This is a genomic window from Rhodococcus sp. D-6 (assembly GCF_040256695.1).
Lineage (GTDB): Bacteria > Actinomycetota > Actinomycetes > Mycobacteriales > Mycobacteriaceae > Rhodococcus > Rhodococcus pyridinivorans.
On record NZ_CP132970.1, the window covers coordinates 5,260,472 to 5,287,298 of the forward strand.

The window sequence follows — 26,827 nt, forward strand, 5'->3', positions numbered from 1 at the left end:
GGGAGCGCCGGATCAGGTCAATCCTCGACGAGCCACTTCCAGCCCTTGGTACGCACCACCATCAGCAGTCCGACGGCGAGCAGGAGTGCATGCCCCGCGAGATGCAGCGGCGCGGGCAGGTCGACGTAGTTGAGCGCGAACCAACTCTTCGAGTCGCTGAAGAGATTGTTGATCAGGCCGCCTCCGCCCTGGACGATGAACAGGACACCGACGAGCGTCGCGATCGATTCCACGAATGCCTCCACATTTTTTACGATACATTTGTATTGATCCGATTCCCACGCTACGGTAGGGAAACAAATAAATCAATACAAATCAACTGAAATGAGGGTGATGCCGTGACGGTTCGCGGGCTCGGGGCGACGCACGACGAGAGGCGGTGGGAGATCCTCGACGCGGTCTTCACCGTCGTCGACACCGAAGGTGCCCAGCAGGTGACGATCAGGCGCGTCGCGGCGGTGGCGGGCGTGTCGGTGGGGCGGGTCCAGCACTACTTCCCGACCAAGGACGACCTGTTGACGGGAGCGTTCACTGCAGTCAACGAACTGGGAACCGAGCGCGTGCGGCGACGGACCTCGGAGAACGGTCTCGAGGGGGAGGGTCCCGCATCGATCCTCGACGCCGTGTTGACCGAACTGATCCCGGAGACGGCCGACGACTGCCGGCTCGTGCGCGTCGCGCAGGCGTTCGAGACGTATGCGTACACACGATCCGAGCTGAAGGACCGCGTCGTGCGCGGATACGACGAACTCGTATCGCTCCTGGCGCAGCTGATCGGCGGATGTCTTGACACCCACGGCGGCAAGCAGGCAGACGCGGCACGGTTCCGGTCCCGGGCCTACGAACTGCTCGGTCTGGCAACCGGTCTCGCCGCACTGGTCGTCGTGGACGCTCTCGCGCCGCGAGCGGCCCGCGACATTCTGACGCACCGCCTCACCGAACTGCTCGACACGTCGCCCGAGGCGGACGGGTGACTTCGTCGTGTGAGGGCAGGGCTCAGAGGACCCGCAGCCCGAGACGTCGCCGCGTGCGCAGATCGAAAAGGTAGGCCTTCCACAGCAACGGCCACACCTACAGCGTGACGCGGTGCAGGCGCCGGACCGCCACGAGATAGCTGTCGAAGCGTCGCTGGTCGTCGGCGGTCCAGGGATAGTGCATGAGGTCGCGGAACTCCGGCGGCAGTGCACCGCGGGTGATCAGTTCGAACGACCGGCCGAGCACCCGGTGGATCCCGCGGCCCAGTCGTCCGAAACGCTTCTCGAGAAACGCGAGATCGCAGACTCCGGTGAGGTACTCGCGCACCTGCTCGTTCATGGAGATGTCGGCGACACCGGCCTTCCACAGTTCCTCGTACTCCTCGCGGGTCGTGGGCCACGACCCGGCCGGACGTTCAGCGTCGTCGCGAGGGTCGCGCCGTCGCGAAGGGCGCGCGGGCGTACTGCTCCTCGGTGAGCAGGCCGTACAGGAACTCGTGCTGGTCGATGAAGTACTCGAGCAGGCAGACCGCGACCCACAACTGCAGGGCGGGGGAGTTGGCGCTGTAGCTGACCTCCGCGCCGGGTGACGACGTGATCCGCGCGTGGATCTTCCGCACCGACTTGCGGACGAAATCGCGGTCGGCCTCGGTGCCGAACACCGCAACCGCCAGATAGGTGCCGGTCGTGAGGGCCCGCTTGACTGGATGGAGATCGGCACGGCCGGTGTCGACCGTGCTGTCGACGACCCCCTGGCCGACGCCGAGGAGACACGCCTGAAACAGGCGTCCATGCTGCTCGACCTCGACCCGCCGGAGCGCACCCGCCTCGGGCAACGCGTGAGCCGTGGCTTCACCCCGCGCATGGTGAAGACGCTCGAGGAGCGCATCCGGCGGACGTGCGAACGCACCGTCGACGCCGCGATCGAGGCCGCACGCGACGGCACGGTGATCGACTTCGTCCCGGCGATCTCGGCACCCCTGCCGCTGGAGGTGATCGCAGCGCTGCTGGGCGCACCGGCCGAGGACGTCGGCAAGCTCTACGACTGGTCGAACCGCATGATCGGCTGGGACGACCCCGAATACGGCACCACTCAGGAGGACGACGAACTCGCCGCCGCCGAGATCTTCCTGTACGCCAACGAGATCGCCGCGCGACGACATCGCACGCCCACCTGTCCGGCGTCGATCGGCGACCAGCAGGTCGAACGGGGCGACAATGTGATCGTCTACTACCCGAGCGCGAACCGCGACGAGGAGGTCTTCGACGACGCGCACGTCTTCGACATCGGGCGCGAGCACGATCCGCACGTCGCCTTCGGCGGGACGGGCGTGCACTTCTGTCTCGGGGACATCTGGCGCGGTTCGAACTGCGGATCATGTTCGAGACTCTCATTGCCCGTATCGACGGGGTCGAACCGGCCGGCGAACCGCGGCGGTTGCGATCGAACTTCATCAACGGCATCAAGTCCATGCCCGTCCGTATCCACCGACGAGAGCGCTGAATTCGCCGAATGAACGCGCTGCGGGCGTTGCCGACCCCCTCCAACCGTAGTAATGTCCAGACACGTGTCCAGAAACGTGAATCTCGAATCGACCCGTCGTCGCTTGACCGAGAAGCAGGCCGACACGGTTGCGAGGCTCACGCAGGCCGCGGTCGAGGTGCTCCGCGAGGAGGGATTCACGGGGTTGACGGTGCGTATGGTCGCAGCCCGCGCCGGTGTCGCCCCGGCCACCGCCTACACCTACTTCTCGTCCAAGGAACACCTCGTCGCCGAGGTGTTCTGGCGTCGCTTGGCCAACGCTCCCACGGCCGACGCCGAGAGCGCGAGCCGTGCCGATCGGGTGGTCGCGGTGCTGCGGGGAATCGCGCTGTTGCTGGCCGACGAACCCGAACTCGCGGCCGCGGTCACCAGTGCATTGCTCGGTCACGACCCCGACGTCGAACACCTGCGTGCGCGCATCGGACTCGACATCCGTCACCGGGTCTCGGCAGCCCTCGGCGCCGACTCCGATCCCGACGAACTCGAAGCACTCGAACTGCTCTACGCCGGCGCGCTCGTCCGGGCCGGCATGGGCTACGGCACCTACGAGAAACTCGCCGACAGGCTGGAGACATCCGCCCGACTTCTATTGGAGTGATCCACGATCCAGGCATCCCCGGGCTCCGCGTCGCACGCAGGGCCCGCTTCGCCCGATCCACCGACGCTCGGCGCCGTGATCTTCAGCTCCGCCTGTGTGGGTATGCCCGACTACACCGATCCCGCCGGACCGTTGATGGTCGTCACCGGCCCGCTGCCGTTCCCTGTCGATGTGGGAACGACCACGATGATCGGTCTGGGGATCGTCGACGGCCGAGGAGTCCGGCACTACGACGCCGGTCGCGTGCACGGCCAGCCCGGCCTGTATGTGGTGGACGGCGCGAAGATCCCGGGATCGACCGGGGCGTGCAATCCGTCGATGACGATCGCGGCACTCGCCGAGTACGGCGCCGATCGGATCGTCTCACGCGACCTGGATCGCGTGTTCTGACCTGACGGGTGGTTCCGGTGGCTCGGCCGCGGGAACCACCCGTTCGGTCTCAGCCCTTCGCGGCCGACAGACCGGCGCGGCGACCGAAGAAGCTTCCGTCCCCCAGCGACGTGCCGCTCGCATAACCCCACGCGCACACGCCCGACGTGCAGCGACCGGCGGCGAACAGGCCGGGGATCGGATCGCCGGACACGTGCAGCACTTCCGAACTCACCGAGGTGCGCAGACCGCCGAGCGTGAAACCTGCTGTGCAGTTTCGGAGATCGAGCGCGGCGATCGGGCTGCCGATGGGCTTGACCCACTCGCTCTTCTTGCCCAGCACCGGATCGCTGCCGCTCTCCGCGTGTCTGTTGTAGACCTCGACGGTCGCCTGCAACGTCCCGGCAGGCAGTTCCATGTCGGATTCGAGTTCGGCGACGGTCTCCGCGACCCACTTCGGACGGAACCGGAAGAAGGGCGTCGAACTCGTTGCCGCACAACCCTCCTCGTACGCCTGTTCGTCGATGATCAGATAGGCCTGGTTGTCGTTCTTCAGCAGCGTGAGCTGACCGATACGGCCCGGATAGGTGTCCTCGGGGACGTACCGCTGACCGCGGCCGTTGACGAGGATGCCGCGGGCCATCAACTGCGGGTCGCCGAAGAAGGCGACCTCGGTGGCGTCCATGTGCGCGAGATCGGCGCCGAGCGCCTGCGCCATGCGGATCGCACGGCCGTCGTGCTCCTCGATCGCCGCACCCGGGCGACCGCTGAGCTGCGGCGCGTACGACTCGACCATCTCCTGGTTGTACGCGAAACTGCCGGTCGCGAGGACGACGCCGCGGCGGGCCCGGATGTGGACGTCCTTGCCGTACTGCTTGGCCGTCAGGCCCACGACGCGTCCGTCGCCGTCGACGATCAACCGCTGCACCCGCACGTCGTATTCGGCACGCACACCGAGGCTTTCGGCGATCTGGGAGAGCGGCTGCATGAGCATGTACCCGCCACCCTTCTCGCCGGTCCGCTTGTCGGTCATCTGCGGGACGTGGCCGCGCGGGGCGGGCGTCGCGATCTCGTTGAAGGGCGCGGAGTTCTCGCCGCCGGAGTACATCAGGCCGTCGTCACCGGGGATCTCCCACCCGGGTTCGCCCCAGAAGCTCTCCTTGAACACCACGCCGTTGTCCACGAGCCACTCGTAGTGTTCGACGCTGCCCTCGCAGTACTCGATGATCTTCGCTTCGTCGGCGCCCGGCCCGAGCGCGGCGAGCATGAACGCCTTCATGTTCTCGGGCGTGTCGTCGAATCCGAGGGCCTTCTGCAGCGGGGTGCCGCCGCCGAGGTAGACGATGCCGCCCGACAGTGAGGCCGCACCGCCCCAACCGCCGGTCCGCTCGAGCACGAGCACGTCGGCACCCGCGCGGGCGGCCTCGATGGACGCCGAGACACCGGCGATGCCGTAACCGGCGACGACGACGTCGGCTTCGTGGTCCCAGGTGGAGACGCTGCCGGCGGGAAGGGGGTGGAGATCGGTGCTCATCGGGGTCCGTTCGGGGTCGGTGATCAGTGGTCGAGTTTCGAGGCGAGTCGGCCGATGTATGCGACGACGTCGTCCTGGGCGCGGTCGGGCAGACCGAAGATCACCTCGGTGACCCCGGCGTCCTCCCAGATCTTCAGTTGTTCGGCGTCGTGACGGCCTGCCAGAGCGAGGATCTCGGGAGTTCCGGCACGACCGGCGTCGGCCCAGGCCTTGTGGAGACGGGCGACGTTGTCGACGACGTTGTTCTCCGTGGGGGTGGTGATCCAGCCGTCGGCGTGGCGGACGATCCAGTCGAAGTTGCGGTCGGTGGAACCGGCGCCGAGGAAGATCGGGGGCCGTGGTTGCTGCACGGGTTTCGGCCACGCCCAGCTCGGCCCGAATGCGACGAAGTCTCCCTCGTAGGAGGCCTCTTCCTCGGTCCACAGCGCCTGCATCGCTTCGAGATACTGGCGCATGGCGGTGCGCTTCTTCTTCGGCGGTACGCCGTGGTCGGCGAGTTCTTCTGCGTTCCAACCGAATCCGACACCGAAGTTTACCCGGCCGCCGGAGAGGTGATCGAGGCTCGCGATGGTCTTGGCGAGCGTGATGGGGTCGTGCTCGAGGGGCAGTGCGACGGAGGTGCCCAGTTTGATCGTCGACGTCACCGCGGCTGCGAGCCCCAGCGCCACCCACGGATCGAGGGTGCGCATGTAACGGTCGTCGGGAAGGGTCTCGTTGCCCGTTCCCGGATGCGCGGATTCGCGGCGGATCGGGATGTGGGTGTGTTCGGGCACGTAGAAACTGTCGAAACCGCGACTCTCCGCGGTCGAGGCAGCGACTTCGGGCCGGATTCCCCGGTCGCTCGTGAACAGGGTGATTCCGTGGCGCACAACAGCCCCTCTCCAGACGGTGACGGAGAAAATGTAACGCGTTCTACATCCGGAGGGAAGAGATTTCCGGACACCTGTCCGGTTGCGGCCGGTCGGCCGTACGAAAAGGCAGTCGTCCCACGCTGAACTATCCTCGAAACGGGCATGAACGGAAGGTGGCGTGATGACGGAGCAGTCGACGACGGAGACCGCGGGCGAGGAGTCGGCGTCGACGCAGACCTCGCGGCCGGCCCTCGGGTCCACCCGGTCGCCCGGTGCGGGCCTGCGACCGGCACAGCGGGCGCGGTACATGCGGATCATCGCCTCCGCCGAGGAGCTCGCCTCCGAGGGTGGATACGACGCCGTGCAGATGCGGGCGGTCGCAGACCGATCCGGTGTCGCTCTCGGCACGGTCTACCGCTACTTCCCCTCGAAGAACCACCTGCTCGTCGTGGCGCTCGTACTCGAATTCGAGACCGCCGCCGAAGCCGTGACCACCGTGGAGATCCCTGGCGACAGTGCCGCCGAGCGCCTGATGGGCGTCCTGCGCGGAGTGATGCCGCGTCTGTCCGAGAACCCGCTGCGCTACGACGCGCTCATCCGGGCGGCGATGTTCGCCGACGCGTCCTCGGCGCCCGAACTCGACCGTCTCGGTGAGGTGCTCACCCGACTGTTCGCGCAGGCGGCAGGCATCGACATCGTCACCGAAGAGGTGCTCAACGCCGTGCGAATCATCGCCGACGTGTGGATGTCGGCGCTGGTCGCCTGGGTGGCGGGCCGGCAGTCGGTCGACGATGTGCTCGCGCACATGGACACCGCTGTCACGCTCGTGTTCGACCGGCTGAACCGACTGCAGCGGGCGAGCTGACGCCCACCCGCTGCAGTTCTGGGCTCCGCTCGGGAGCTCTGGTTCGATCAGGCCGGCACGTCCACGATGCCGATCGTGGGCAGGAAGAAGCACTGCGTGTCGCCGTTGCGCACGTTGCCGAAGACGGCCGAGAGCACGGTGCCCGACCCCGTCTCGACCGGCGCGACCCGCACGCCACCCGGCGGCAGGGTGTCGGCGATGAAGGTCGTGATGGCCTGCTCGACGATGCCGCGGGCCTGGACGGGAAGGCCGGCCGGAATGGCTCCCGCCGCGGTCTCCTCCGGCGTGCCCATCGGGACGAAGCCACCCTGGAAGGTGTTGACGTTGAACCACGCGAGCTGGATGCCCGAGGTGTCGGCGTCCTCCTCGAGGCCGACGGGGACGAACGCGAAGAGCGTCTCACCGGGCGAGACGACGTTCAGGGTGCCCGGCAGCGGCGACAGGCTGCGGTTCGGCCAGGGCCCGGGCAGAGCACCCGCAACGGCGGGCACGGTGCCCAGCGGCAGGTCGCCGTCGGCCGTGCAGAACGGTGCGCCGGTGGGGTAGAGGAACGGTTCGACGCCGAGGCGACGCAGGAACTCCATGCCGTCCTCGTAGGCGCCGAGCGGTGTCGCTTCGGCCGCGTCGACAGCGCTTCCGCGTGCGTTCGCGATCGCTTCGGCGGCAGCGAGAGTCGTGGGATCGACGCCGGGCAGCGCGCGGAGAGCCTCGAGCGAGCTCACGAGCGGGCTCGTGGCGGGCGCTTCCGCCGGTGCTGCCGGGTCCGTGGGTGCGGGTTCGGCGCCGGCGATGGTGGGAAGCGCCAGACCTGCGGCGACGGTCAGGGCTGCGGCGGCCGAGATGCGACGCATCCGATTGCGGTGTCTGCGGCTCATATGGGGTTCTCCTCCTGTGGGTCGTGACACCCGGACGGGCTCTACCTAACTCTAAACTAGAGGTTTAGAGTACGACGGCTCCAGGAGACCACAAGGGCGGCGCTCCGGCCAGAGCGCCGCCCCGTGGTGTTACCGAACCGACACCCATGTGAGTCGGTGGTGCGGATGATCAGTCCGGATCGTCCGGATGCTTACGCAGATGCAGGATGCTCAGCAGGAGACCGCCCCACAGCGTGACGAGGGCGAGAATCATCATGGCGACGGCCGCTGTGCTCATCGGGTACCTCCTGTGGACGAGTCGGGTCCGGGTAAGGGAGCACCGGACGAAGCAGGCGCCTGGGCGGATGCGGGCGGACGGTTCTCGTCCAGCTCGTATTCCTCGTCGATTCCCCTGCGCCAGGGGATGAACGTCAGGAGGACGGCGAGGATGATCACGCCGGCCTGCACGCTCCAGCCGAAGGCCGTGACCAGGCTGTCGGGAAGACCGCCGTAGCCGTCGCGGACACGGTCGCGGATCTCGCTGAACAGCATGTAGCCGAGGACGAGCGGGGTGATGATGCCCGTGAACACCATCCAGCCCGTGCCGACCTTGAACGACGACACCGAGTTGAGGTGGTCGCGGAGTTCGGGCAGACGACGATAGATCCACGCGACCACCACGAGCGCCACGAAGGCGACACCCACGATGCCGAACTGGTTCGCGAAGCGGTCCACCACGTCGAGAGTGTTCAGGCCGGTGGTGGTGGGGAAGAGCAGCAGCGACACGATTGCCGACACACCACCGATGGCGAGTACCGCCGGCACCCGGCCGAGGCCCGTCTTGTCCTGGAAGGCCGAGACGGTCACCTGGATGATGCTGATCATCGACGTGAACCCGGCGAAGACCAGCGAACCGAAGAACAGCACACCGAAGAGCGGGCCGCCGGGCATCTCCGAGACGATCGTGGGGAAAGCGATGAAGGCGAGGCCGATACCGCCCGCGACCACCTCACCGACCTCGACACCCTGCGCCTGGGCCATGAAGCCGAGAGCGGAGAAGACGCCGATGCCGGCGAGCACCTCGAAGCTCGAGTTCGAGAACCCGACCACGAGACCCGAACCGGTGAGGTTCGTCTTGCGCTTCAGGTACGACGCGTAGGTCACCATGATGCCGAAGGCGACGGACAGCGAGAAGAAGATCTGCGCGTACGCCGCGATCCACACCCCGGTGTCGGTCAGCGCCGACCAGTTCGGGGTGAAGAACGCATCGAGACCGGCGGTCGCGCCGTCGAGGGTCAGCGACCGGACGACGAGCGCACCGAACAGCAGGACCAGCAACGGCACGAAGAACCGATTGGCGTTGCCGATACCGCGCTGGACGCCGAGAGCGAGCACCGCGAGCGTCGCGATCCAGACCAGCAACAGCGTCCACGCGACGCCCGGCACGAAGCTCAGGCCGAAGGTCGCATCGGTGTCCTGGTTCAGGAACGAACTCATGAAGAAGCCTTCGGGGTCGTCGCCCCAGGCCTCGGTGATCGAGAAGAAGGTGTACCGCGCGGCCCAGGCCACGATCACCGCGTAGTACACGCCGATGACGAAGCACACCAGCACCTGCCACCAGCCGATGAACTCGGCGCCGCGGCGCAGTCTGCGGAAGGCCAGCGGCGGCGATCCGCGGAACTTGTGCCCGATCGCGTAGTCGACCAGGAGAAGGGGGATACCCGCGGTCAGCAGCGCGACCAGATACGGGATCAGGAATGCGCCACCACCGTTCTCGTAAGCGATGTACGGGAAGCGCCAGATGTTGCCGAGTCCGACCGCCGAGCCGATCGCGGCCATGATGAACACCGACCGGCCCGACCAGACTTCCCGTTTACGTGTGACCTCGTGCTGTGCCACGAACCTCGTCCCTCCATTCATCCGGATGGAGGACAACGCTAGCGCCCCGACCGGCGCGCGGGCGATCTTTTCGGGTCGGCGCCTTCAGCCGTCGTCCCAGAGCCGCAGGTCCGGGGGAGTTTCGTCCTCGTCCCCCTCCTCGCCGACGTTCCGGTAGCGGAATGCGAAGACGATCCAGCCGACCGCGGCGACGAGCACGAAACTGATCAACCGGTAGACGACCACCGCCGACAGGGCCTGCGCGCCGGTCATGCCGGAGGCGGTGAGCGCCGGCACGAGCACGGCGTCCATGACACCCAGACCGGCGGGGAGCAGCGGGATGGCACGGCTGGTGGCGGTTCCGGCCGCGTAGGCGACCGCGATACCGGCCAGGCTCGGCGCGCCACCGACCGCGTATGCGGCGAACGCCAGGCACGCACCGTCGCATACCCAGTTGCTCAGCGACCAGCCGAACGCGCGGGCCGCATGAGGACGATCGAGTTGCACCGCGCTCAGCTGGCCGACGATCCTCCGCCACGCCCGCGCACCCGCCTGCTCCGGCTTCTTCCGCAACCGGTTCAGGCTCCGCAGGGCGATCAGGCCGATCGATTCGAACGAACCAGGATTGCCGGCCGCGTACTGGATGAGCACGACCAGCAGCAGCAGACCGCCGAGCGAGAAGATCAGCGAGAACGGGTTGTTGCTGGCGCCGACGAGCAGAGCGCCGACGATGCCGAGCAGTGCGAGTCCGGCGGCCTGGAGGAGCCCGGCCATGACCAGCTGCCAGGTCGCCACCACCGGGGGTGCGCCCCAGCGCCGCATCTGTCGGTAGGTGAAGGTCGTCCCGACCACCGGTCCGCCCGGCAGGGTCACGCTCATGGAGTTCGCCGCGAGGGCCACCGAAAGCGATTGCCATTGCGAGACCTTCACACCCGCCGCGGACAGTAGCGCCCGCTGCACCCGTGCGAAGGTCGACATCTCCGCCATCGAGGCGAACACCGCTGCCGCGACCCAGCCCCAGTGAAGATGCCCGAGGCCGCGGACGCTGTCGGACAGTTCCGGCCACACGAGCACGATCTCGACGGTGAGCACCACGACGAGCAGAGCGCCGACGATCCACTTGAGATACCGGCGTCGCTTCGGGGTGAGCGGCCCGCTCTCACCGTGCGGGCTCTCGTCGGCTCCGTCGTCCGGCTCCTCGGGTGTCACGGTCTCGTTCGTCATCTAGTCGGTGGGCCAGCTCGACAGCGTGCGGCGGTAGAGGTCCTCGACTTCGGCGATGTGCTCACCGAAGTTCTCCCGCGACCAGCCGCTCACGTCGATCGGTTCGAGCACCGCCACATCGACGGTGCCCGACCGCAGCAGGGTCGAGTGCTTCCACAGGATCTCGCCGGCGTTGCGGATCACGACCGGCACGATCGGGACACCGGCCTGCATCGCGATGTGGAAGGCGCCCTTCTTGAACCTGCCGATCGCCGGGGTCAGCGAGCGTGTGCCCTCGGGGGCGATGACGATCGACGTCCCCTCGCGGAGGGTGTCGACGACGGGTCCGAGCGCCGCAACCGCCCGCTCGGTGTTCGTGCGGTCGACAAAGGTGGCGCCGACGAACCGCAGAAGCGGCCCGAACAACGGGTCGTTGGCCATCTCCTTCTTCGTCACGCCCGTGAAGTCCTGCCTCAGGACCTTGGCCAGCACCACCGGGTCGAGCTGACTCTGGTGGTTGAAGATGAACACCGCCGGCCGGGCGGCCCACGCATTCGCTTCCCCGACGATTCGTACGTTCACTCCGGCGAGGGCCAGGGAGACCTCGGTGCCGATGCTGATGATCGAGTCCAGCGCGGTCTTGCGGCTGCGGTTGATCAGACCGAGACCGAGACCCGTCCACACCGAGCCGAACATCCCGCCGTAGGCGGCGGCGGTGCGGACGAGTTCGCGGGCGCCCGGCGTACCGCGCGGCCGGAACCGCATGATCGGCCAGTCGCGTTCGATGGCGAATCGGGTGAGAGTGCGATCGGGGTTCGTGGCCGTGGGGTTGCCGGCGACGGCCAGGAACTCCACGTCCTCACCACCGTTGGAATAGGTGTAGCTGGCCTCGGCGTCGATGCCGTGTGTCTCGACGAAATTGCGTGCCGCCTCCGCTTTGCCGCTGCGCCACAACGATTTCCCGTCGACCCGTCCGGTGAGCACACCGTTCTCGACCTCGAGTGGGGTGAACAGGATGTGCTCGACGCCCAGCGCGTCCCCGGCGGCCTGGATCTGGTAGCGGGACGCCGACGAGGCGATCACCACCGTGTGGCCCGCGTTCTGGTGCGCGCCGATGAGTTGCCACGCCTCCGGATAAAGGTGTCCGGCGATCGTCGTCATGAACAGCCGGTGGCCGATCTCGTAGAGCTCGTCCTCGGTGTGACCGCGCCACGCCTTGAAGGCGATCGCGACGAAGCGTTCGAAGTCCTCCTCGGTCTCCGTCCCGCGGATCCCGTTGATCATCGTCGCGGCCAGTTCGGATGCGGAGACCTTCCCGGCGAGCACCCGGTCGCGGAAGAAGTGGACACCGGAGAAGCCGTGCACGATGGTGCCGTCGAAATCGAAGAAGGCCGCCACCTCGGGTCCCTGCGGACCCGTACGCACCCGTTCGAGGGCCTGCTCGAGGTTCACCGTTCCACCTTTCTGTTCGACACGTCGAGCGACTCGGCCAGCGCGACCCGCTGGGCCAACTCGGACAGCTCCGCTGCGAATGCCTTCCTGCGCTCGCGGACGGTCTCGGGATCCTCGTCGTGGTCGAGCAATCCTCGATTGCGCGCCAGGTCGAGCGCGGACGCGAACAACTCCGACGACACCGATTCCGGCCCGTACAGGCGGCGCTGCAGCAGCATCTGCCGGCCCACCGCCACACACTCCGACAGGAAGGCGGCGCGGTCGACCTCGAGCTCCGGATCCCGGACGGCGAGGCGCTCGGCGACGACGAGCTGCGCGTCGAAGAACGACCGCAGCGTGCGGTGCGACATGAAGAAGCCGGTCTCGACGAGACCGGTCAGCGCTTCGTCCTTCGTCGGCAGCGTGTCGCCCCAGGACGGGACGAGCCAGGCGAGCTCGTCGCGCATCTGGGTCTCGTAGGTGTCTCGGTCGGGGAAGAAGAACTCGAACTTCAGCAGGTCGCGCAGGTTCTTCGCCTCCTCCCACGCCACCCGGACAGGATCGTCACCGAGATTGGCGTGCGCGTAGAGGATGGCCAGCTCCATGATCGACCGGTTGACGAACCAGTGCACGCCGCTGTTGCGGTAGAACGCCGCGACGAGATGCTGACCCGGCTGGATCGAGTAGACCGGTTCCTCCCCGCCGGCGTAGGTGGTGACCACCCCCGCGTGGGTGAGCGACGAGAGCACGTCCTCGAGCCCACCTTCGACGTCGAGGATGTGGAGCCCGCCCTGCGGGACACCGCGGCGATCGAGATAACGGCGGACAGGTGCGATCACGGCCCGCACCTCCTCGAGCGTCAGCGAGCGGTCGCGCACACCGAGCAGGGCCAGGGTGACCAGGCAGTTCACCGTCACCGGAGTGTTGCAGTTGATGCCGACCGCGACTTCGAAGGCGACCTTCTGCAGCGCCTTGCGGCGCAGCACCCGTATCTCCTCGGAATCCGTCGGCGCCGCGGACGGGTCGGCTGCCGGCGCCGGTGCGGTCAGGTCCGGATCCCCACCGGCGACCAGCAGTTCGCGCATCGACACGGGATCGCCGAACCGCACGTACACGTTCCCGGCCCGCTTGCGCTGATTGCGGGCGTAGCGCACCAGCCATCCCAGGCCTTCGGTTTTCTTCGTCGCGCCGGTCTGTTCGGCGGCGACCGCCGCGACCTCGGCGAGTCCCTCGTAGGTGATCGAGACCGGCACCAGCATCGCGTCCTCGACGCGTCCGCCGCGGATCGCGTTGGCGACGTAGCTGAGCAATCCGTAGCGCGGGGCCCGGAGCTTGCCGGTGCGGGTCCGGCCGCCCTCGAAGTACCACTCGAGGTTGAACCGCTTGCTCAGCAGGAACGCGAAGTACTCCTCGAGCGCGGCCTTGTAGACGTCGTCGTCTGCGAAACTGCGCCGGATGAACACCGTGCCGGTGCGGCGGGCGACGGGACCGATCGGCCAGAAGGTGAGGTTGGCCCCGCCCATGATGTGGTTGCCGGGAAAATCGTTCGCCGCCAGGATGTCGCCCAGCACGAAGGCATCGGCGTAGGACCGGTGCGAGGGGAGGAAGACCAGGGCGTACCGGCGGTTGGACTCGCGCAGTGCGCGCAGACCGGCCTCGTCGGCGTGCACGGTCCATGCCGACGCGTGCAACGGCCGCATCGCCTGCGTGAACAGGTCGGTGACCAATCGTGACTGCACGGCCACGAGTTCGTCGAGGGAACTGCGCGCCCGCGACTCGACCTCGGCGCGCGAGAGGCCGTGCTCGGCGGCGATCTCGTCGAGACGGCGCCGGAAGATCGGCGAGTCCATGATCTGGGCGGCGACGAGCCGCGGGACCTTGTAGCGGTCGCCGATCACCGCTCGCTCCGCGCGTTCGAGCGCGACGACGGCGCGACGGGTCACGTACCGCGCTAGTGCCCCGTCGTCACCGTCACCGCCCTCCGCCCTGAGCGCGTCCCGCAGTTCGGACAGGCGGGCCGGTTTCGCGACGACGATCCGGTAGCGGTCGGCACCCTTGCGCACGAGCCATTTCTGCAGCAGCAGATTCGGATTGCGTGGGTTCGTGAGGGCGAGGACGTCGGCGAACCGGATACGCCGCGCACCGTCGCGCTCTTCCGGGAGCCACACGACCCGCAAGGGCAGGATCAGCGGATCGTCGGTGCGGGTCACGAGCTCCTCGGTGAGCACCCGTGAGTCGAGGTCGAGCGACTCGGGGCGGGTCGGCGTGCGGTACTCGGCGGGAAGCTCGTCCGAGCGCAGCCAATCCTCGATCATCGTTCGTTCGAGAGCCGTCGTGTACGCGAGGACCGCCACCGTGGGTCCGTCGTCCGCCCGCACGGTGTCGTCTCCTCGTACCCGGCTCGGTTGATCGTTTCTCATCTCACCCCGTCCAGAAGTCACCTCGGTGTGAAAGCTACCTGTCGCGGCCGGTTCGTTCGGGCGATCCGGAGGAGAACACACACACTGTGCGGATGCACCGGTGGGCTGTGCGGATGCACCGGTGGGCGCTGTGCAGATGCACCGTTGGAGTGTCTGAACGACAATATGGTGGACGAGAGGACTCGGTGGGAGCCGCCGACGACAGGGAGGGCGCAGTGACCACAGGTGCCGGACCGGAGGGTGTCGGCTACGCGGGGGTGAGGGAGACGCATTCGTCGGTGGTCTTCTTCGTCGGCGAGCGCGTGCACAAGCTGAAGAAGCCGCTCGACCTGGGCTTCCTCGACAACCGCACGCGTGAGGCCCGTGAACGGATCTGCCACCGGGAGGTGGAGCTCAATCGGCGTCTCGCACCGGACGTCTATCTGGGCGTCGCGGACGTCCACGGCCCGGACGGACAGTTGTGCGAGCACCTCGTCGAAATGGTGCGGCTGCCCGACGACCGGCGCCTGGCCGCCGCGGTCCGCCGAGGTGAGGACGTGTCGGTGGTGATCGACGAGGTGGCACAGCAGGTCGCCGCACTGCACGCCTCCTCGCCGCACGGTCCCGAGATCGACCGGTGTGCCTCCGCGGATTTCGTCGCCGAGCTATGGGATCTCAGTCTCGACCATCTCGGCCGGCTGGAGGTAGGGGCGGATCGTGCCGGGGCGTTGACGCGGATCCGGGAGTCCGTGCACCGTTACCTCGCCGGCCGGGCGGTGCTGTTCGACGAACGCATCGCGGCGGGCCGGGCCGTGGACGGACACGGCGACCTGCTCGCCGACGACATCTTCTGTCTCGACGACGGTCCGCGCATCATCGACTGCCTCGAGTTCGACGACGAGTTGCGCTACGGCGACGCAGTACTCGATCTCGCCTTCCTCGCAATGGATCTCGAACGTCTCGGTGCCGAACCCGCAGCACGGCGGTTGCTCGAGCAATATGGTGAGGTCTCGGGCGATCACCCGCCCTCCTCTCTCGTGCACCACTACATCGCCTATCGAGCGTTGGTGCGCGCGAAGGTGACTGCCCTACGCTACGAGCAGGGTGATGCAGCGGCGCGGGAAACAGCGACCGGTTTCGTCGAGTTGCTCGAGGGACATCTCGACCGGGGACGCGTGCGCATGGTGCTCGTCGGTGGTGTCTCCGCGACCGGCAAGACGACACTGTCGCGCACGGTCGGTGCGTATCTCGGAGCGGATGTAGTGCGCAGCGACATCGTCCGCAAGGAGTTGGCGGGTCTGCAACCCACCGACCGCACCGGCGACGGTACGGATGCCGGTCTGTACGCACCGACGCATTCGGAGGCGACCTACCGCGAACTGCTGCGCCGTGCCGAGACCGCTCTGGCCCGGGGACGATCCGTCGTGCTGGACGCGACCTGGTTGTCGTCCGGGCAGCGCGACGCGGCCCGCAAGGTCGCGGACGGTGCTTCCGTGGATGTGATCGAGATCGAGTGCCGTGCAGACAAGGGAATCCTGTTGCAACGGATGGCATCCCGAGCCGAGCGCGGCGACGATGCCTCCGATGCGACCCCTGCCGTGCTCGAACAGCAACTCCGCCGGCGGGATCCGTGGCCGGAGGCAGCGGCGATCGATACGGGTGTCGAGACCGTCGACGCGGCGCGACTGGAGAGCATGCTCGGTCCAGCGCCCTGGTGATCGCGCCCCTGAGAACAGTGAACGGGGATCGCTTCGTCGAAGCGATCCCCGTCGGACCGGAACGATCGGTTCTAGACCTTGCGGGCGATGAGCACCGAGCACGGAGCCTTGTGCAGCAGGTTCTGGCTCGTGGATCCGAGCAGGGCGGCGCGGAACTGGCCACGTCCGTGGCTTCCGACTGCGACGAGTTGGGCGTCGTCGAGGTGCGCGAGCAGGACCTTCGAGGCCGGGCCCCGGTCGATCACACGCTCGACGGTGACCTCGGGGTGGCGATCACTCCAGCCGGCCAGCGTCTCGGCGAGAACCGCGGTCTCCGAGGTCTCCACGGCATCCCAATCGACCAGCGCGGCCGTGGCGCCGACACCGAGTGCGGCGTCACCGAGCCAGGAGTGCACTGCCCGCAGCGGAACCCCGAGGGTCGACGCGAGGTAGAACGCGTGAGTGACTGCGGCAGAGGACAATTCGCTACCGTCCACACCGACGACGATCGGCCGGGAATCGGGCAGCGGAGAATCGGTGTTGCCGCGCCACACGACCACCGGGCAGGGCGCATGGTTCGCGACGCGCAGAACGGTGGAGCCGAGGAGGAAGTTCTCCAGCGCACCCGCGCCGGTGGCGCCCATGACGACCAGGCGTGCGTCCTCGGCGGCCTCGAGCAGCGACTTGGCTGCGGGACCGGGACCGATGAAGCTGCTGATCTCGAGCTCGGGGTGATCTGCGCGGACTCGCTCGGCGGCGTCGGCGAGGAGCTTCTTGCCGTCCTCCTCGAGCTGCTGGATCATCTGCGACTGCACGAGCACTGCGGCCTCGCTGTAGAAGATGCCCTCCGGGGGCATCGAGTGCACGAGGTGGAGGGGTGCTCCGATGCGCGACGCGACGGCACCGGCCCACCGCGCTGCCGCTACAGCCGTTTCGGAGCCGTCGACGCCTGCGACGACTGCCTTGCGGGTGCTCGGTGTGCTCATGGATGTCTCCTTCTCGTTGCGACGCGCGGCTTCCCGCGCGCAGGTCGGCCCGAGGCCACGTTACCGCCACGACGCGGCCGTGACCCGGTGTCGACGATCTTCATGATCCCCGATCGGGGAGGCCCCGACCAGAGCCTTCCGGCCTCGATCAGGTCCACAATCGGCGAGCGGCGCGGTATGCCTTCCGCCATCCGCTGTCCAGATGTGCGGCCTGCGCGTCGCCGATCTCGGTCTCGATCCGGAACAGGATCCCGAGCCCGAAACTGGTCTCGGCGGTGTGGCCCTGCTCGGAGAGCATGTCCAGGAGGTGTTCCCGCGCCACGACGGAGTCCTGGAATTCACCGAGCAGATCCTGGAAGTCGTCGAACCGGTCGAGGATCCGCCCGGAACGCTTCGGATGCAGCGGCGCGATCACCTCGATGGCATACCGCATCCGTTTGGCGCCCTTGCGTGCCCGGTGCATCAGCGCGTCGCGCTCCGCCGGGTTCTCGGCGTCGCCGACCCTGTCGACGCGGCGCGAGACCTTTTTCGACAGCGCTGCGACCGCGCGCAACAGTTCCTTCCGTGCCACTTTCGGCCGTGCCCCCGCCGCTTCTGTGGCGGGCGCTATGTCGGTGATCGCCGCGTCGAGGCGGGTGAGCAGCCCGACGTACCGGTCCGAGTCCAGTGTGTCGACTGCTTCGAGGCGGGCGGCCTCCGACCGTGCCGAGAAGTACTCGTCGATACGGGCTCTCGTCGCTTCCCGGTGCGATTCGACCGGGATGTCGGCCACGCGATCCGTGAGCCGTTCCCATTGGACCTCGAGATCACGTGACGGGCTGAGACGTCTTCCGAGCCAACGGAGTTCGTCGACGAGATCGGGATCCACGACGATCTCGTCGGAATAGGTCTGCAGTGCGCTGCGCAGACGCCGCGCGGCCTTGCGCATGCTGTGCACCGCGTCGCGTGCGTCGCGGCGGACGGCGATGTCGGACAACCCCAGGGTGTGCAGTTCGCTCGAGAGATAGTCGCGTACCGGGATCAGGCCCTTCGCGATCGGCGGGCGGGCGGGGAGCAGGTCGCCGAGCACGCGGTGGAGCTTCGACGGGCTCTCCGAACGGGTGATCCCGACGGCCGCGAAGCGTTCCTCGAGTGCTGTGAGGAATCGGCCGATCGTCTTGTCGCCGAGGGTGGAATTCCACTCGACCTCGATCTCCTTCCAGCGGATCTCGGATCCGTCGGCGCTGCGCACGGCGTCGACGTCGTCGACCACCACCTCCGCGACGAAGCCGCCGTCGGACGACCGGAGCCGGTGCCGATGTCGTCGGGTCACGAGCAGAGCGGCCAGGCTCAACGGGGCGCCACGGCGGATGCCGCGCAACAGGGATCCGAGGTCTGCGGGAACGTCCTCGGCCGAGTCGTCGCCGAGGGGGAAGTGCAGTTCGGTGCGGGTGTCGACACCGGAGGGCAGTTTGAGATGCCATCCCGCGTCGTCGCCGCCCTCGCGCCTGCGGAGCGTGATCTTCGAGCGCAGCAGGCACAGGTCGGCGGTGTCGTAGTACTGGGCCGACAATTCGAACCGGTCGACGTCGATCGCATCGACGGACGGCAGTCCCGTCAGGTCCGGAAGCGGCCGGTCGCCGGTGGCGGAGTACTTGCGTTCCGCCTCCTCCGCGACGGTCGCCGACGATGTGCTGGGCATCCATCTGCTCCTCTCGGTGCGCGTTGCCTCCACCTTGCCACGCGGTCCGATATGAGGGGATTCGTCCGACTGTGATCTGCCGATACCGGGCAAAGAGCACTTCGGCCCTGGTCAAGGCCCGGTTTCGGGGTGATCATGGTTCGACGCGGGTCCGGAGGTAGTGATGAAGGTTCTTGTTTCGGTGGCCAGTCGGCACGGTTCGACCGCGGAGATCGCGACTGCGCTGGCCGCGTCGATGCGCCACCACGGCGCGCAGGTCGACGTGAACGCGCCCGAGCACGTCGACGAGGTCGACGCGTACGACGTCGTGGTGCTCGGCAGCGCCGTCTACCGCAGTCGCTGGCTGCGCAGCGCGCGGGAGTTCTCCGACCGGCACGCGGCCGAACTGCGCGAACGCGACGTCTACCTGTTCTCGTCAGGTCCCGTCGCCTCGAGCGGGAGGTCGGTGAACACGTGCTACGACGCGTGCGCCGTCGCCGAACGCATCGAGGCCGTCGAACATCGCACCTTCCCGGGGAAACTGGATCCGGCGGTGCTCGGCACCGGCGAACGGATGGTCGTCAGGATGGTCGGCGCCCCTTCCGGTGACTTCCGGGACTGGGACGCGATCGGTGCCTGGGGTGCGCGCATCGTGGCGCGCACGACCGCGCGGGAGCGCGACCTCGACGGCATCGGTTCGGCTCCCGCGCGACGTGGGGCGCGCCGCTAGGCGGATATTCCACCCGGGTGATCGGCCCGAGTCCCGAGCCGGGCGATCAGCCCGAGCTGCCCTGGTAGTGCGTGCTCAGTTCGGCTGCGCGGTCCCAGATCGACCAGTCGACCGGGCGTTCCTCCAATTGGGCCTCGACCACCTCGAACCCGGCGTGCCAGGCGGCGCCGTGTGCGAGGGCGTCCTCCTCGTCGTCGGTGGTGTGGGTGAGGGTGAGCCAGCACCCGCCGGAGCCGTCCGGAGTGAGTTCCCAGTGCAGAACGTCGGTGTCCCAGAGGTATTCCAGGATCCGTGCGGGCCGCACCGTGAGGACACTGCCCCTGCTGGTGTGCCCTTCGGGCAGGCCGAAACGGCGGGTCTGTTCCTGCGTCGAGCGGAATTCGAGTGTCGCGCCGGGTGTGAGCGCGAACTCGACGTCGGCAGGGAACCAGGCGCGGAGATGTTGCGGATCGGTCAGGACCCGCCACACCTTCTCCGGCGGGTGGGGGAACGAGCGTTCGAACCGCAGGGCCACCCGCCCGTCATAGGTACGCGAGATGCTGCCGATTTCCATGGAAACCTCCAAGACGAGAACTCGCCGGTCAGCGGGGTCCTGGTGTGCTGTTACTCCATGCTGCCAGGTTTCGTCGGCTTACGAAGCGGGTCGGCCGACCTGTGATCGGATCGTGGAACGACAAGGATCTGGCCAGAAGCTGCAGCGGATTCGAATAATCCTGTGGCTCGAGCTCGTACACCTCCGGATAGAGGTTGTCGCCGAGAATGGGGATTCCGAGCGAGTTCATGTGTACCCGGAGTTGATGCGTCCGGCCGGTCTCGGGACGCAGACGGTAACGCGCACGGTCGTCGGCCGTGTCCACCAATTCGATCGAGGTCACGGCGTTGACGGGACCGTCGACCTCGCGGGCCTGCAGCACGCCGCGCTCCTTGACGATGCGGCTGCGGACCTCGCGAGGGAAGTCGAGGCGCGGCGCGGCCGGGGCGATCGCCTCGTACTCCTTCTCGACGAGACGCCGGTCGAACAGCATCTGGTACGCGCGTCGCGCCTCGCGCCGGACGGTGAACACCAGGACGCCCGCCGTGAGCCGATCGAGCCGATGAACGGGGGACAGTTCGGGCAGGCCCAGATCCTTACGCAACCGGACCACGGCGGTCTCCGTCACCCAGGAACCACGCGGGGTGGTCGCCAGGAAGTGCGGCTTGTCCACGACGAGTAGGTTCTCGTCACGATGGAGGACGTCGATCTCGAAGGGAACGCGCGGTTCGGCGGGCGGATCACGGTAGAGATACACGAATTCGCGTGGGACGTACGGGGTCGAAAATGTGACCGCTGTGCCGTCCTGTACGACCACTTCGCCGGATTCGATCTTCTCCGCGATGCGCGCCGCATCGTTCGGGAAGCGTGTGAGCAGGAACTCCGCTATGGTCTCCCAGCTGGGATTTTCCGGCAGTCGCAGGCGGGTGGGGTTCAGGCCGTCGCGAACGGGGAGGGGAGCTTCGGGCACGGGTCGTGAGGTTAGCGGTGCGCCCGGAATGCGAGCGCCGAAGGCCCGACGATAACGCTGCCGGACTTTCCACGATAACGATTGTGTGCAAGCCTGCTTAAGGTTTCTGCACCGTCGATACCCTGGGACGGAAGTGAAGAATGTTACTGGAGTGCAAGGGGAGCATGTTGTGACGATGTCGGCGAAAACCGGAACACGTCGGCGGGGGGGACGCGCTCTCGTGCGGCTGCTGGTGGCGGCGCTGGTCCTTCCGCTGGCGCTCGCGTTCAGTGGGCTCGGCGCCGGCACGGCTGCGGCCGATCCGTACGAACGCTTCCACGAGGACATGGTCGCCGCCCCGGGTGGGGTCGGGGCGATCAAGGTACGCATCTGGCGGGCGAACAACGGCAGCAACAAGGCCGTCTATCTGCTCGACGGTCTGCGCGCCACCGACGATGTGAGCGGCTGGGAACACGAGACAAACGCGGCGTGGCTCGCCGATCACGGCGTCAACGTGATCATGCCGGTGGGCGGACAGTCGAGCTTCTACGCCGACTGGTACGCGCCGAGCAATTTCAACGGCCAGCCCTACACCTACAAGTGGGAGTCCTTCCTCACCCAGAACCTCCCCGACCATCTCGCGAACGTCTACGGCATCGACCGCAACAACAACGCGGTGGTCGGCCTGTCGATGGGCGGTAACGCGGCGCTGATCCTGGCCGCCTACCACCGCGACCAGTTCAAGTTCGCCGGCTCCCTCTCGGGTTACCTCAACCTCTCGGCCCCCGGTATGCGCGAGGCCATCCGTCTCGCCATGCTCGACGCCGGCGGATACAACGCCGACGCGATGTGGGGACCGCCCTGGGACTCGGCGTGGCTGCGTCACGACCCGTTCGTCGCGGCGCCGCAGATGCGCGGACTGCCGATGTGGGTCTCCGCGGCGAGCGGTCTGCCCGGCCAGTACGACCGGCCGAACTCGCTCGTGGGCAGCTTCAACACGACCAACGCCATGGGTCTCGAAGCGCTCGCCCGCACGCAGAACCGCGCCTTCCAGGTGCGCCTGCTGACCCTGGGTATCGATACCGCACACTTCTCGTTCCCGATCGTCGGTACCCATTCGTGGGGTTACTGGCAGGACGAGCTGTGGGCGATGCTCCCGATGCTCAAGTCCTCGATTGGCGCCTGACGCCACCACATCGCTGGTCGGCCGCACCGTCGTCGTGACGGGGGCCACCAGCGGTGTGGGCGAAGCGACGGCCCGCGCCCTCGGGGCTGCCGGCGCCACCGTCGTCCTCGCCGGTCGCAACGTCGACCGGGGCAAGCGCATCGCCGACGAGATCGGCCCCCGAGCCGAGATGATGTCGCTCGATCTCGCCGACCTCTCGGCGATCCGTGCCTTCGCGGACGCCTTCGCCGATCGCCGGATCGATGTCCTGGTCAACAACGCCGGGGTCTGGCGGTGCCGCTGGGTCGCACCGCCGACGGGTTCGAGATGCAGATCGGAACGAACCATCTCGGACACTTCGCCCTGACCGGACTGCTGTTGCCGCGTATCACCGGCCGCATCGTCACGGTGTCGAGCGCCGCCCACCTGATAGGCCGGATCGATCTCGACGACCTCAACTGGGAGCGCCGCCCGTACAACCGCGCCGCGGGGTACGCACAGTCGAAGCTCGCGAACCTGTTGTTCGCGCTCGAGCTCGAACGACGCCTCGCCGCCGCCCGCTCACCGCTGCGCGCCGTCGCGGCCCATCCGGGCTACGCGGCCACCGAGGTAGGCAGCCACACGGGGACGTGGTTCGACCGGTTGTTCGGTTTCGGCAAGACGATCCTGCAGCGCACCCCGGATCAGGGAGCCGAATCGGTCGTGCTCGCCGCTTCCGATCCCGGCATCGCGGGCGGCTACATCGGTCCGAGTCTCCTGCTCTACGGAGCGCCCGGTGTCGCCACCGTGGGGCGTCGGGCCCGCGACCGCGAGACCGCGACGCGGCTGTGGGAATTGTCGGAGAAGCTCACCGGAGTGCACTTCGAGATCGGCTGATAGCGTCGTCGCCCGCACCCCGTGACCGCCGCCCGACGGGCGCCCCGCGGTCACGGGGTGCGGCGCATCGGCACGTGGTCGATCCCCGCCTCGAGGTAGTTCGCTCCGGTGCGCACGAACCCGAATCGCGCGTACCAGTGCTCCAGGTACGCCTGCGCCGAGATGCCGACCACCCCCGGGCAGGTCCCGAGCGCCGCCTCGATCAACTCCGCGGCGAGGCCGCGCCCGCGTGCGTGCCGGGCGGTGGCGACACGGCCGATGTGGGCGACGTCCCCGTCGTCGTGGAGCACGCGCAGCGTCGCGAGGACCTCGTCGCCCTCCCGCGTCCAGAACAGTTCGGTGGTCGGGTCGAGATCGCGGCCGTCGAGTTCCGGTTCGCTGGTGATGCCCTGCTCGAAGACGAACACGTCGGTCCGCAGAGCCATGATCCGGTACAGGCTCTCGGGGTCGGTCTTCCTCAGCGGTGCATGGTGGATGGACGGCACGTCCCGATCGTAGGGGGCTTCACCGGCTGTGAGGACACGGGAGGGGCTTCACCCGCCCGTCGTGAACCCGTCGAGCAGTCCCGCATAGCGCTTCGGTGGGGGAGCCGCGAACTCTCCTCGCTTGCCGGTCGCCAGCCCCATCGTGACCAGCGACTGCACGGTCAGCGTCGCGGCCGCGACACCGTCCACCACCGGCACTCCGATCTCCGCGGAGATGTGCGCGCACAGGTCGGCCATCCCGGCGCAGCCGAGCACGATGGCGTCGGAACCGTCCTCGTACAGGGCGTCGAGGCACGCCTCGGTGACGATCTTGCGTGCGTCGGGATCGCTGTCGAGGGCGAGCACCGGCAGGTCGCACGCGTGCACGCCCCGGCACGCGTCGCGCATGCCGTAGCGGTGCGCGAGGTCCCACGCGCGTCCGGTCGTGCGGGCCAGCGTCGTGACGACGGAGAATCCGCGCCCCAGGACCGCGGCGGTGTGCATGGCGGCCTCGGCGATGCCGACGACGGGCCCGCCGGCGAGCTCGCGCGCCGCGTCCAGCCCGGGATCGCCGAAACACGCGATGACGTAGCCGTCGACGCCGTCGCGTTCACCCTTCTCGATCTCGGTGAGGATGCCCGGCACGGCGAGCGCGTCGTCGTAGTGGCTCTCGATCGACGGAGGTCCCATCGTGGGGCTGACCGCCTCGACGCGTGTGCCCGGACCTGCGACGGCCCGGGCACACGCCTCGATCGTGGCGGTCATCGACCACGTGGTGTTCGGGTTGACGACCTTGATGAACATGGAGGATCAGACTGCTTCCTGTGCGACCCGGTCGGGGAGACGGACTGCGAGGCGGGTGCGGGTCGCGAGCAGGTGGTAGACGACGAAACCGAGACCGCAGCCGATGAACCAGCTGTACTGGGCGGCGGTTCCCATGCCGGGCGCATCGTTGAACAGCACGGGGATCATCGCTACCACGGCGCCGACGACGGTTGCGATCACCGCAGCCGGGTTGTAGCCCTTGCGGTAGAAGTACGCACCCTTCTCCGACATCGTGAACAGGTCGTCGACGATCACCTTCTGCTTGCGCACGAGGTAGTAGTCGGCGATGAGGATGCCGAACAGTGGACCGATGAACGCGCCCAGGGTTTCGAGGGTGTAGTGGATGACCTCGGGGTTGTTGTACAGATTCCACGGGGTGATGAGCACCGAGCCCACCGCGGCGATCATGCCGCCGGCGCGCCAGCTGATCTTCTGCGGGCTGACGTTCGAGAAGTCGAAGGCCGGGGCGATGAAGTTCGCGACGATGTTGATGCCGATCGTGGCGATGGCGAAGGTCAGTGCGCCGAGCACGATCGCGAAGGTCGAATCGATGCGGGCGACGGTCTCGACGGGGTCGGTGATCAATTCGCCGTAGACGGGCAGCGTGAGCGACGCGGTGATCACGACGAGCAACGAGAAGACCAGGAAGTTCACGGGCAGACCGAGGAAGTTGCCCTTCTTGACGGCGGCGTAGGACTTCCCGTACCGGGAGAAGTCGCCGAAGTTGAGCATCGGGCCGGAGAAGTACGAGACCACCAGGGCGATCGCGCCGAGCATGACCGGCACCGACGACCATCCGGTGTGCGTGACCTCGCCGAGGGTCAGATCGATTGCGCTCCAACCGGCCTGGGAGATCAGATAACCGCACAGCAGGAACATCACGACGTAGACGGCCGGGCCGCAGAAGTCGATGAACCGCCGGATCGACTCCATGCCGCGCCAGAACACGCAGGCCTGCAGCACCCAGAGCGTCAGGAAGCTGACCCATCCGAGTGCGGACAGGCCGGCGAACCCGTAGTCCTCGACCACCGCATAGGGCGCGAGCGAGGGGAACAGCTTGATCAGCACCACGTCGAGTGCCGCCGAGGCGAGGAAGGTCTGGATCCCGTACCACGCCACAGCGATCAGACCACGGATGATCGCGGGGATGTTCGCGCCGAGGACGCCGAAGACGCTGCGGCAGATCACCGGATAGGGCACACCCGTGACCTGGCTGGGCTTGGCGACGAGATTACAGAAGAAGTAGACGATCGTGATGCCCACGAGCAGGGCCACGAGGACCTGCCAGCTGGCCAGACCGAGAGCGAACAGGCTGCCGGCGGTGACGTACCCGCCCACGCTGTGGACGTCGGACATCCAGAACGCGAAGATGTTGTACGAACCCCACCGCTGGTTCTTCAACGGGGCGAGGTCGTCGTTGGTCAACCGCGGGTCGTATCCAGTCGCGGGCGGCGGGGGTGCGGTGGGGACGCTACCGGCGCTCGGTGTCAGCACTTCGGTCATGCCTGCTCCTGTGCGAGGGGGAGCCGCCCGTGCCCCGGTGCGAGGCCGGTGGGCGGAGTCGAATCGATCGACGGAACATCAACGGCGATGGTGAATTCCGATGCGCAGACCGTAACGGGGCGATATTGCCGGAGAGTTACCCGAACTGTATATCTTCCGCGGGAAGCAGGCCGGATTCGGCGGTGAGGCCGGAGATGGCGACGTCGAGATGCCGGTTGTGGTGTTCGGACGCCGTGAGCAACGCGTCGGTGTCGCGCGCCAGGAAAGCGGTGAGCATCGCCTCGTGCTCGCGATGGAGTTCGGCGCGCTCGGAATCGCTCACGTGCACCATCGGCTGAACGGGTTCGGTGATGTTCCAGGCATATTCGAGCATGTGCAACAGGCGGTGCATGCGGGACGGCCTGGTGAGGGCCATGTGGAAGACGCGGCTCTCGCGGTGATAGCCACGCGAGTCGCCTTCCTGCACAGCGCGTTCGAGAAGACGGTGCGACTCCTCGACGCGCCGGTCGTCCTCCTCGGTGGCGTTGCGCACGGCCGCCGCGAGCGACGCCGATTCGAGAGTCTCACGGACGAGATACATTTCGCGCAGCTCCGCGATCGTCAGCTGGGCGACGATGTATCCGTGGTTCTGCCGGTGGGTCACGAGACCTTCGCCGATGAGGGTCTTGAGTGCTTCCCGGACCGGGATGCGGCTCACCCCGAACAACTCCGCGACCTCCCCTACGGGGATCGGTGTGCCCGGGGGTGCGGCTCCCGAGAGGAAGGCGCGGCGCAGCTCCTCGAGGATCACGTCCTGCGGGCGGCCCGGTACGTCGACGCGGAGCTCGTCCAGCAACGCGGATCTACGGCGTGGTGCCACGACCGGGTCCTCCTTCGTCACCGGAATGCGAGTGCTCGACTCCGCGAAGGTAGTCCCGTCGTGTTACGTCCTCGTCTCCGCC

The 26,827-nt window shown here is 67.7% G+C and carries 25 protein-coding genes and 3 pseudogenes; 9 read left to right on the forward strand and 19 right to left on the reverse strand.

What is annotated here, in order from left to right:
• Positions 1-17: 17 nt before the first annotated feature.
• Entirely contained in the window at positions 18-245 is a 228-nt protein-coding gene (locus tag RBB84_RS24800; RefSeq protein WP_197481815.1) for a hypothetical protein, read from the reverse strand.
• 93 nt (positions 246-338) lie between these two features.
• On the opposite strand from RBB84_RS24800, the gene RBB84_RS24805 reads away from it, so the two are divergent.
• Complete coding sequence (locus RBB84_RS24805; protein WP_024103032.1) at positions 339-974, forward strand: TetR family transcriptional regulator C-terminal domain-containing protein; 636 nt, start codon at positions 339-341, stop codon at positions 972-974.
• Positions 975-1,071: 97 nt separating this feature from the next.
• Here RBB84_RS24805 and RBB84_RS24810 read toward each other — a convergent pair whose 3' ends face one another.
• Both RBB84_RS24810 and RBB84_RS24815 read right to left on the reverse strand, forming a co-directional pair.
• Positions 1,072-1,344: an oxygenase MpaB family protein gene (locus RBB84_RS24810; protein WP_252174248.1), complete on the reverse strand. Its 273-nt coding sequence runs from the start codon at positions 1,342-1,344 to the stop codon at positions 1,072-1,074.
• A gap of 46 nt (positions 1,345-1,390) precedes the next feature.
• Positions 1,391-1,810 (reverse strand): oxygenase MpaB family protein, encoded by a 420-nt coding sequence (locus tag RBB84_RS24815; protein ID WP_331712450.1) that lies wholly within the window; start codon positions 1,808-1,810, stop codon positions 1,391-1,393.
• On the opposite strand from RBB84_RS24815, the pseudogene RBB84_RS24820 reads away from it, so the two are divergent.
• From RBB84_RS24820 to RBB84_RS24830, 3 genes and pseudogenes are all read left to right on the forward strand, one after another.
• A pseudogene (locus RBB84_RS24820) lies at positions 1,739-2,478 on the forward strand (cytochrome P450); the annotation flags it as partial. The gene RBB84_RS24815 and the pseudogene RBB84_RS24820 overlap by 72 nt on opposite strands.
• A gap of 76 nt (positions 2,479-2,554) precedes the next feature.
• Positions 2,555-3,115, forward strand: coding sequence for a TetR/AcrR family transcriptional regulator (locus tag RBB84_RS24825; protein WP_024103033.1), 561 nt, complete (start codon positions 2,555-2,557; stop codon positions 3,113-3,115).
• A 237-nt stretch (positions 3,116-3,352) separates the two neighbouring features.
• A pseudogene (locus tag RBB84_RS24830) lies at positions 3,353-3,505 on the forward strand (GMC oxidoreductase); the annotation flags it as partial.
• A gap of 49 nt (positions 3,506-3,554) precedes the next feature.
• On the opposite strand, the gene RBB84_RS24835 reads toward RBB84_RS24830, so the two are convergent.
• Both RBB84_RS24835 and RBB84_RS24840 read right to left on the reverse strand, forming a co-directional pair.
• Entirely contained in the window at positions 3,555-5,018 is a 1,464-nt protein-coding gene (locus RBB84_RS24835) for an FAD-dependent oxidoreductase (protein ID WP_064255943.1), read from the reverse strand.
• 23 nt (positions 5,019-5,041) lie between these two features.
• Positions 5,042-5,887, reverse strand: a complete 846-nt coding sequence (locus RBB84_RS24840) for an LLM class F420-dependent oxidoreductase (RefSeq protein WP_024103036.1) — start codon at positions 5,885-5,887, stop codon at positions 5,042-5,044.
• 163 nt (positions 5,888-6,050) lie between these two features.
• On the opposite strand from RBB84_RS24840, the gene RBB84_RS24845 reads away from it, so the two are divergent.
• Positions 6,051-6,734: a TetR family transcriptional regulator gene (locus tag RBB84_RS24845; RefSeq protein WP_006551749.1), complete on the forward strand. Its 684-nt coding sequence runs from the start codon at positions 6,051-6,053 to the stop codon at positions 6,732-6,734.
• A 47-nt stretch (positions 6,735-6,781) separates the two neighbouring features.
• On the opposite strand, the gene RBB84_RS24850 is transcribed toward RBB84_RS24845, so the two are convergent.
• The 6 genes from RBB84_RS24850 to RBB84_RS24875 all read right to left on the reverse strand — a co-directional run bounded on the left by RBB84_RS24850 (position 6,782) and on the right by RBB84_RS24875 (position 14,520).
• Positions 6,782-7,609 carry a hypothetical protein gene (locus RBB84_RS24850; protein ID WP_064255942.1) on the reverse strand — a complete coding sequence of 276 codons (828 nt, stop codon included), beginning with the start codon at positions 7,607-7,609 and terminating at the stop codon, positions 6,782-6,784.
• Positions 7,610-7,778: 169 nt separating this feature from the next.
• Positions 7,779-7,886, reverse strand: a complete 108-nt coding sequence (locus RBB84_RS24855; RefSeq protein ID WP_006551747.1) for a methionine/alanine import family NSS transporter small subunit — start codon at positions 7,884-7,886, stop codon at positions 7,779-7,781.
• A complete protein-coding gene (locus RBB84_RS24860; protein ID WP_019289992.1) occupies positions 7,883-9,487 on the reverse strand; it encodes a sodium-dependent transporter in 1,605 nt (534 codons plus the stop codon). The genes RBB84_RS24855 and RBB84_RS24860 overlap by 4 nt, the downstream gene beginning before the upstream one ends.
• 84 nt (positions 9,488-9,571) lie before the next feature.
• Positions 9,572-10,690: a YbhN family protein gene (locus RBB84_RS24865; RefSeq protein ID WP_024103037.1), complete on the reverse strand. Its 1,119-nt coding sequence runs from the start codon at positions 10,688-10,690 to the stop codon at positions 9,572-9,574.
• Complete coding sequence (locus RBB84_RS24870) at positions 10,691-12,121, reverse strand: HAD-IB family hydrolase (protein ID WP_064255941.1); 1,431 nt, start codon at positions 12,119-12,121, stop codon at positions 10,691-10,693. It abuts the gene before it with no gap.
• A complete protein-coding gene (locus RBB84_RS24875) occupies positions 12,118-14,520 on the reverse strand; it encodes a glycerol-3-phosphate 1-O-acyltransferase (RefSeq protein WP_051424882.1) in 2,403 nt (800 codons plus the stop codon). Before RBB84_RS24875 ends, RBB84_RS24870 begins: the two co-directional genes overlap by 4 nt.
• Before the next feature lie 215 nt (positions 14,521-14,735).
• Here RBB84_RS24875 and RBB84_RS24880 point away from each other — a divergent pair, with 215 nt between their 5' ends.
• Positions 14,736-16,217, forward strand: coding sequence for a bifunctional aminoglycoside phosphotransferase/ATP-binding protein (locus tag RBB84_RS24880; RefSeq protein ID WP_064852773.1), 1,482 nt, complete (start codon positions 14,736-14,738; stop codon positions 16,215-16,217).
• Positions 16,218-16,288: 71 nt separating this feature from the next.
• Here RBB84_RS24880 and RBB84_RS24885 read toward each other — a convergent pair whose 3' ends face one another.
• Together RBB84_RS24885 and RBB84_RS24890 are read right to left on the reverse strand one after the other, a co-directional pair.
• Positions 16,289-17,182 carry a universal stress protein gene (locus RBB84_RS24885; protein ID WP_024103041.1) on the reverse strand — a complete coding sequence of 298 codons (894 nt, stop codon included), beginning with the start codon at positions 17,180-17,182 and terminating at the stop codon, positions 16,289-16,291.
• Between the two features lie 148 nt (positions 17,183-17,330).
• A complete protein-coding gene (locus RBB84_RS24890) occupies positions 17,331-18,863 on the reverse strand; it encodes a CYTH and CHAD domain-containing protein (protein WP_006551740.1) in 1,533 nt (510 codons plus the stop codon).
• Positions 18,864-19,026: 163 nt separating this feature from the next.
• On the opposite strand from RBB84_RS24890, the gene RBB84_RS24895 reads away from it, so the two are divergent.
• Positions 19,027-19,572 carry a flavodoxin domain-containing protein gene (locus RBB84_RS24895; RefSeq protein ID WP_064255939.1) on the forward strand — a complete coding sequence of 182 codons (546 nt, stop codon included), beginning with the start codon at positions 19,027-19,029 and terminating at the stop codon, positions 19,570-19,572.
• A gap of 46 nt (positions 19,573-19,618) precedes the next feature.
• Here RBB84_RS24895 and RBB84_RS24900 read toward each other — a convergent pair whose 3' ends face one another.
• Positions 19,619-20,125: an SRPBCC family protein gene (locus RBB84_RS24900; RefSeq protein WP_064255938.1), complete on the reverse strand. Its 507-nt coding sequence runs from the start codon at positions 20,123-20,125 to the stop codon at positions 19,619-19,621.
• A 28-nt stretch (positions 20,126-20,153) separates the two neighbouring features.
• Positions 20,154-21,074, reverse strand: a complete 921-nt coding sequence (locus RBB84_RS24905) for a pseudouridine synthase (RefSeq protein WP_064255937.1) — start codon at positions 21,072-21,074, stop codon at positions 20,154-20,156.
• Between the two features lie 175 nt (positions 21,075-21,249).
• Here RBB84_RS24905 and RBB84_RS24910 point away from each other — a divergent pair, with 175 nt between their 5' ends.
• Together RBB84_RS24910 and RBB84_RS24915 are read left to right on the forward strand one after the other, a co-directional pair.
• Positions 21,250-22,239, forward strand: coding sequence for an alpha/beta hydrolase family protein (locus RBB84_RS24910; protein ID WP_050993516.1), 990 nt, complete (start codon positions 21,250-21,252; stop codon positions 22,237-22,239).
• Positions 22,229-23,094 (forward strand): annotated as a pseudogene (locus tag RBB84_RS24915) (oxidoreductase). The gene RBB84_RS24910 and the pseudogene RBB84_RS24915 overlap by 11 nt, the downstream one beginning before the upstream one ends.
• 50 nt (positions 23,095-23,144) lie before the next feature.
• Here RBB84_RS24915 and RBB84_RS24920 read toward each other — a convergent pair.
• The 4 genes from RBB84_RS24920 to RBB84_RS24935 all read right to left on the reverse strand — a co-directional run bounded on the left by RBB84_RS24920 (position 23,145) and on the right by RBB84_RS24935 (position 26,745).
• The gene (locus RBB84_RS24920; RefSeq protein WP_064255936.1) at positions 23,145-23,579 is read right to left on the reverse strand and encodes a GNAT family N-acetyltransferase; all 435 of its coding nucleotides are present in this window, start codon (positions 23,577-23,579) and stop codon (positions 23,145-23,147) included.
• A 48-nt stretch (positions 23,580-23,627) separates the two neighbouring features.
• The gene (locus RBB84_RS24925; RefSeq protein WP_024103047.1) at positions 23,628-24,362 is read right to left on the reverse strand and encodes an aspartate/glutamate racemase family protein; all 735 of its coding nucleotides are present in this window, start codon (positions 24,360-24,362) and stop codon (positions 23,628-23,630) included.
• Positions 24,363-24,368: 6 nt separating this feature from the next.
• Positions 24,369-25,886 (reverse strand): NCS1 family nucleobase:cation symporter-1, encoded by a 1,518-nt coding sequence (locus RBB84_RS24930; protein ID WP_019289983.1) that lies wholly within the window; start codon positions 25,884-25,886, stop codon positions 24,369-24,371.
• Between the two features lie 136 nt (positions 25,887-26,022).
• Positions 26,023-26,745: a GntR family transcriptional regulator gene (locus RBB84_RS24935; RefSeq protein WP_064255991.1), complete on the reverse strand. Its 723-nt coding sequence runs from the start codon at positions 26,743-26,745 to the stop codon at positions 26,023-26,025.
• Positions 26,746-26,827: the final 82 nt, after the last annotated feature.

Excerpts from the sequence above, each read along its gene's own strand:
- RBB84_RS24835 (WP_064255943.1), bottom strand. The coding sequence starts at position 5,018 with ATGAGCACCGATCTCCACCCCCTTCCCGCCGGCAGCGTCTCCACCTGG.
- RBB84_RS24845 (WP_006551749.1), top strand. The coding sequence starts at position 6,051 with ATGACGGAGCAGTCGACGACGGAGACCGCGGGCGAGGAGTCGGCGTCG.
- RBB84_RS24850 (WP_064255942.1), bottom strand. The coding sequence starts at position 7,609 with ATGAGCCGCAGACACCGCAATCGGATGCGTCGCATCTCGGCCGCCGCA.
- RBB84_RS24855 (WP_006551747.1), bottom strand. The coding sequence starts at position 7,886 with ATGAGCACAGCGGCCGTCGCCATGATGATTCTCGCCCTCGTCACGCTG.
- RBB84_RS24865 (WP_024103037.1), bottom strand. The coding sequence starts at position 10,690 with ATGACGAACGAGACCGTGACACCCGAGGAGCCGGACGACGGAGCCGAC.
- RBB84_RS24875 (WP_051424882.1), bottom strand. The coding sequence starts at position 14,520 with ATGAGAAACGATCAACCGAGCCGGGTACGAGGAGACGACACCGTGCGG.
- RBB84_RS24885 (WP_024103041.1), bottom strand. The coding sequence starts at position 17,182 with ATGAGCACACCGAGCACCCGCAAGGCAGTCGTCGCAGGCGTCGACGGC.
- RBB84_RS24890 (WP_006551740.1), bottom strand. The coding sequence starts at position 18,863 with ATGCCCAGCACATCGTCGGCGACCGTCGCGGAGGAGGCGGAACGCAAG.
- RBB84_RS24895 (WP_064255939.1), top strand. The coding sequence starts at position 19,027 with ATGAAGGTTCTTGTTTCGGTGGCCAGTCGGCACGGTTCGACCGCGGAG.
- RBB84_RS24900 (WP_064255938.1), bottom strand. The coding sequence starts at position 20,125 with ATGGAAATCGGCAGCATCTCGCGTACCTATGACGGGCGGGTGGCCCTG.
- RBB84_RS24910 (WP_050993516.1), top strand. The coding sequence starts at position 21,250 with ATGTCGGCGAAAACCGGAACACGTCGGCGGGGGGGACGCGCTCTCGTG.
- RBB84_RS24925 (WP_024103047.1), bottom strand. The coding sequence starts at position 24,362 with ATGTTCATCAAGGTCGTCAACCCGAACACCACGTGGTCGATGACCGCC.
- RBB84_RS24930 (WP_019289983.1), bottom strand. The coding sequence starts at position 25,886 with ATGACCGAAGTGCTGACACCGAGCGCCGGTAGCGTCCCCACCGCACCC.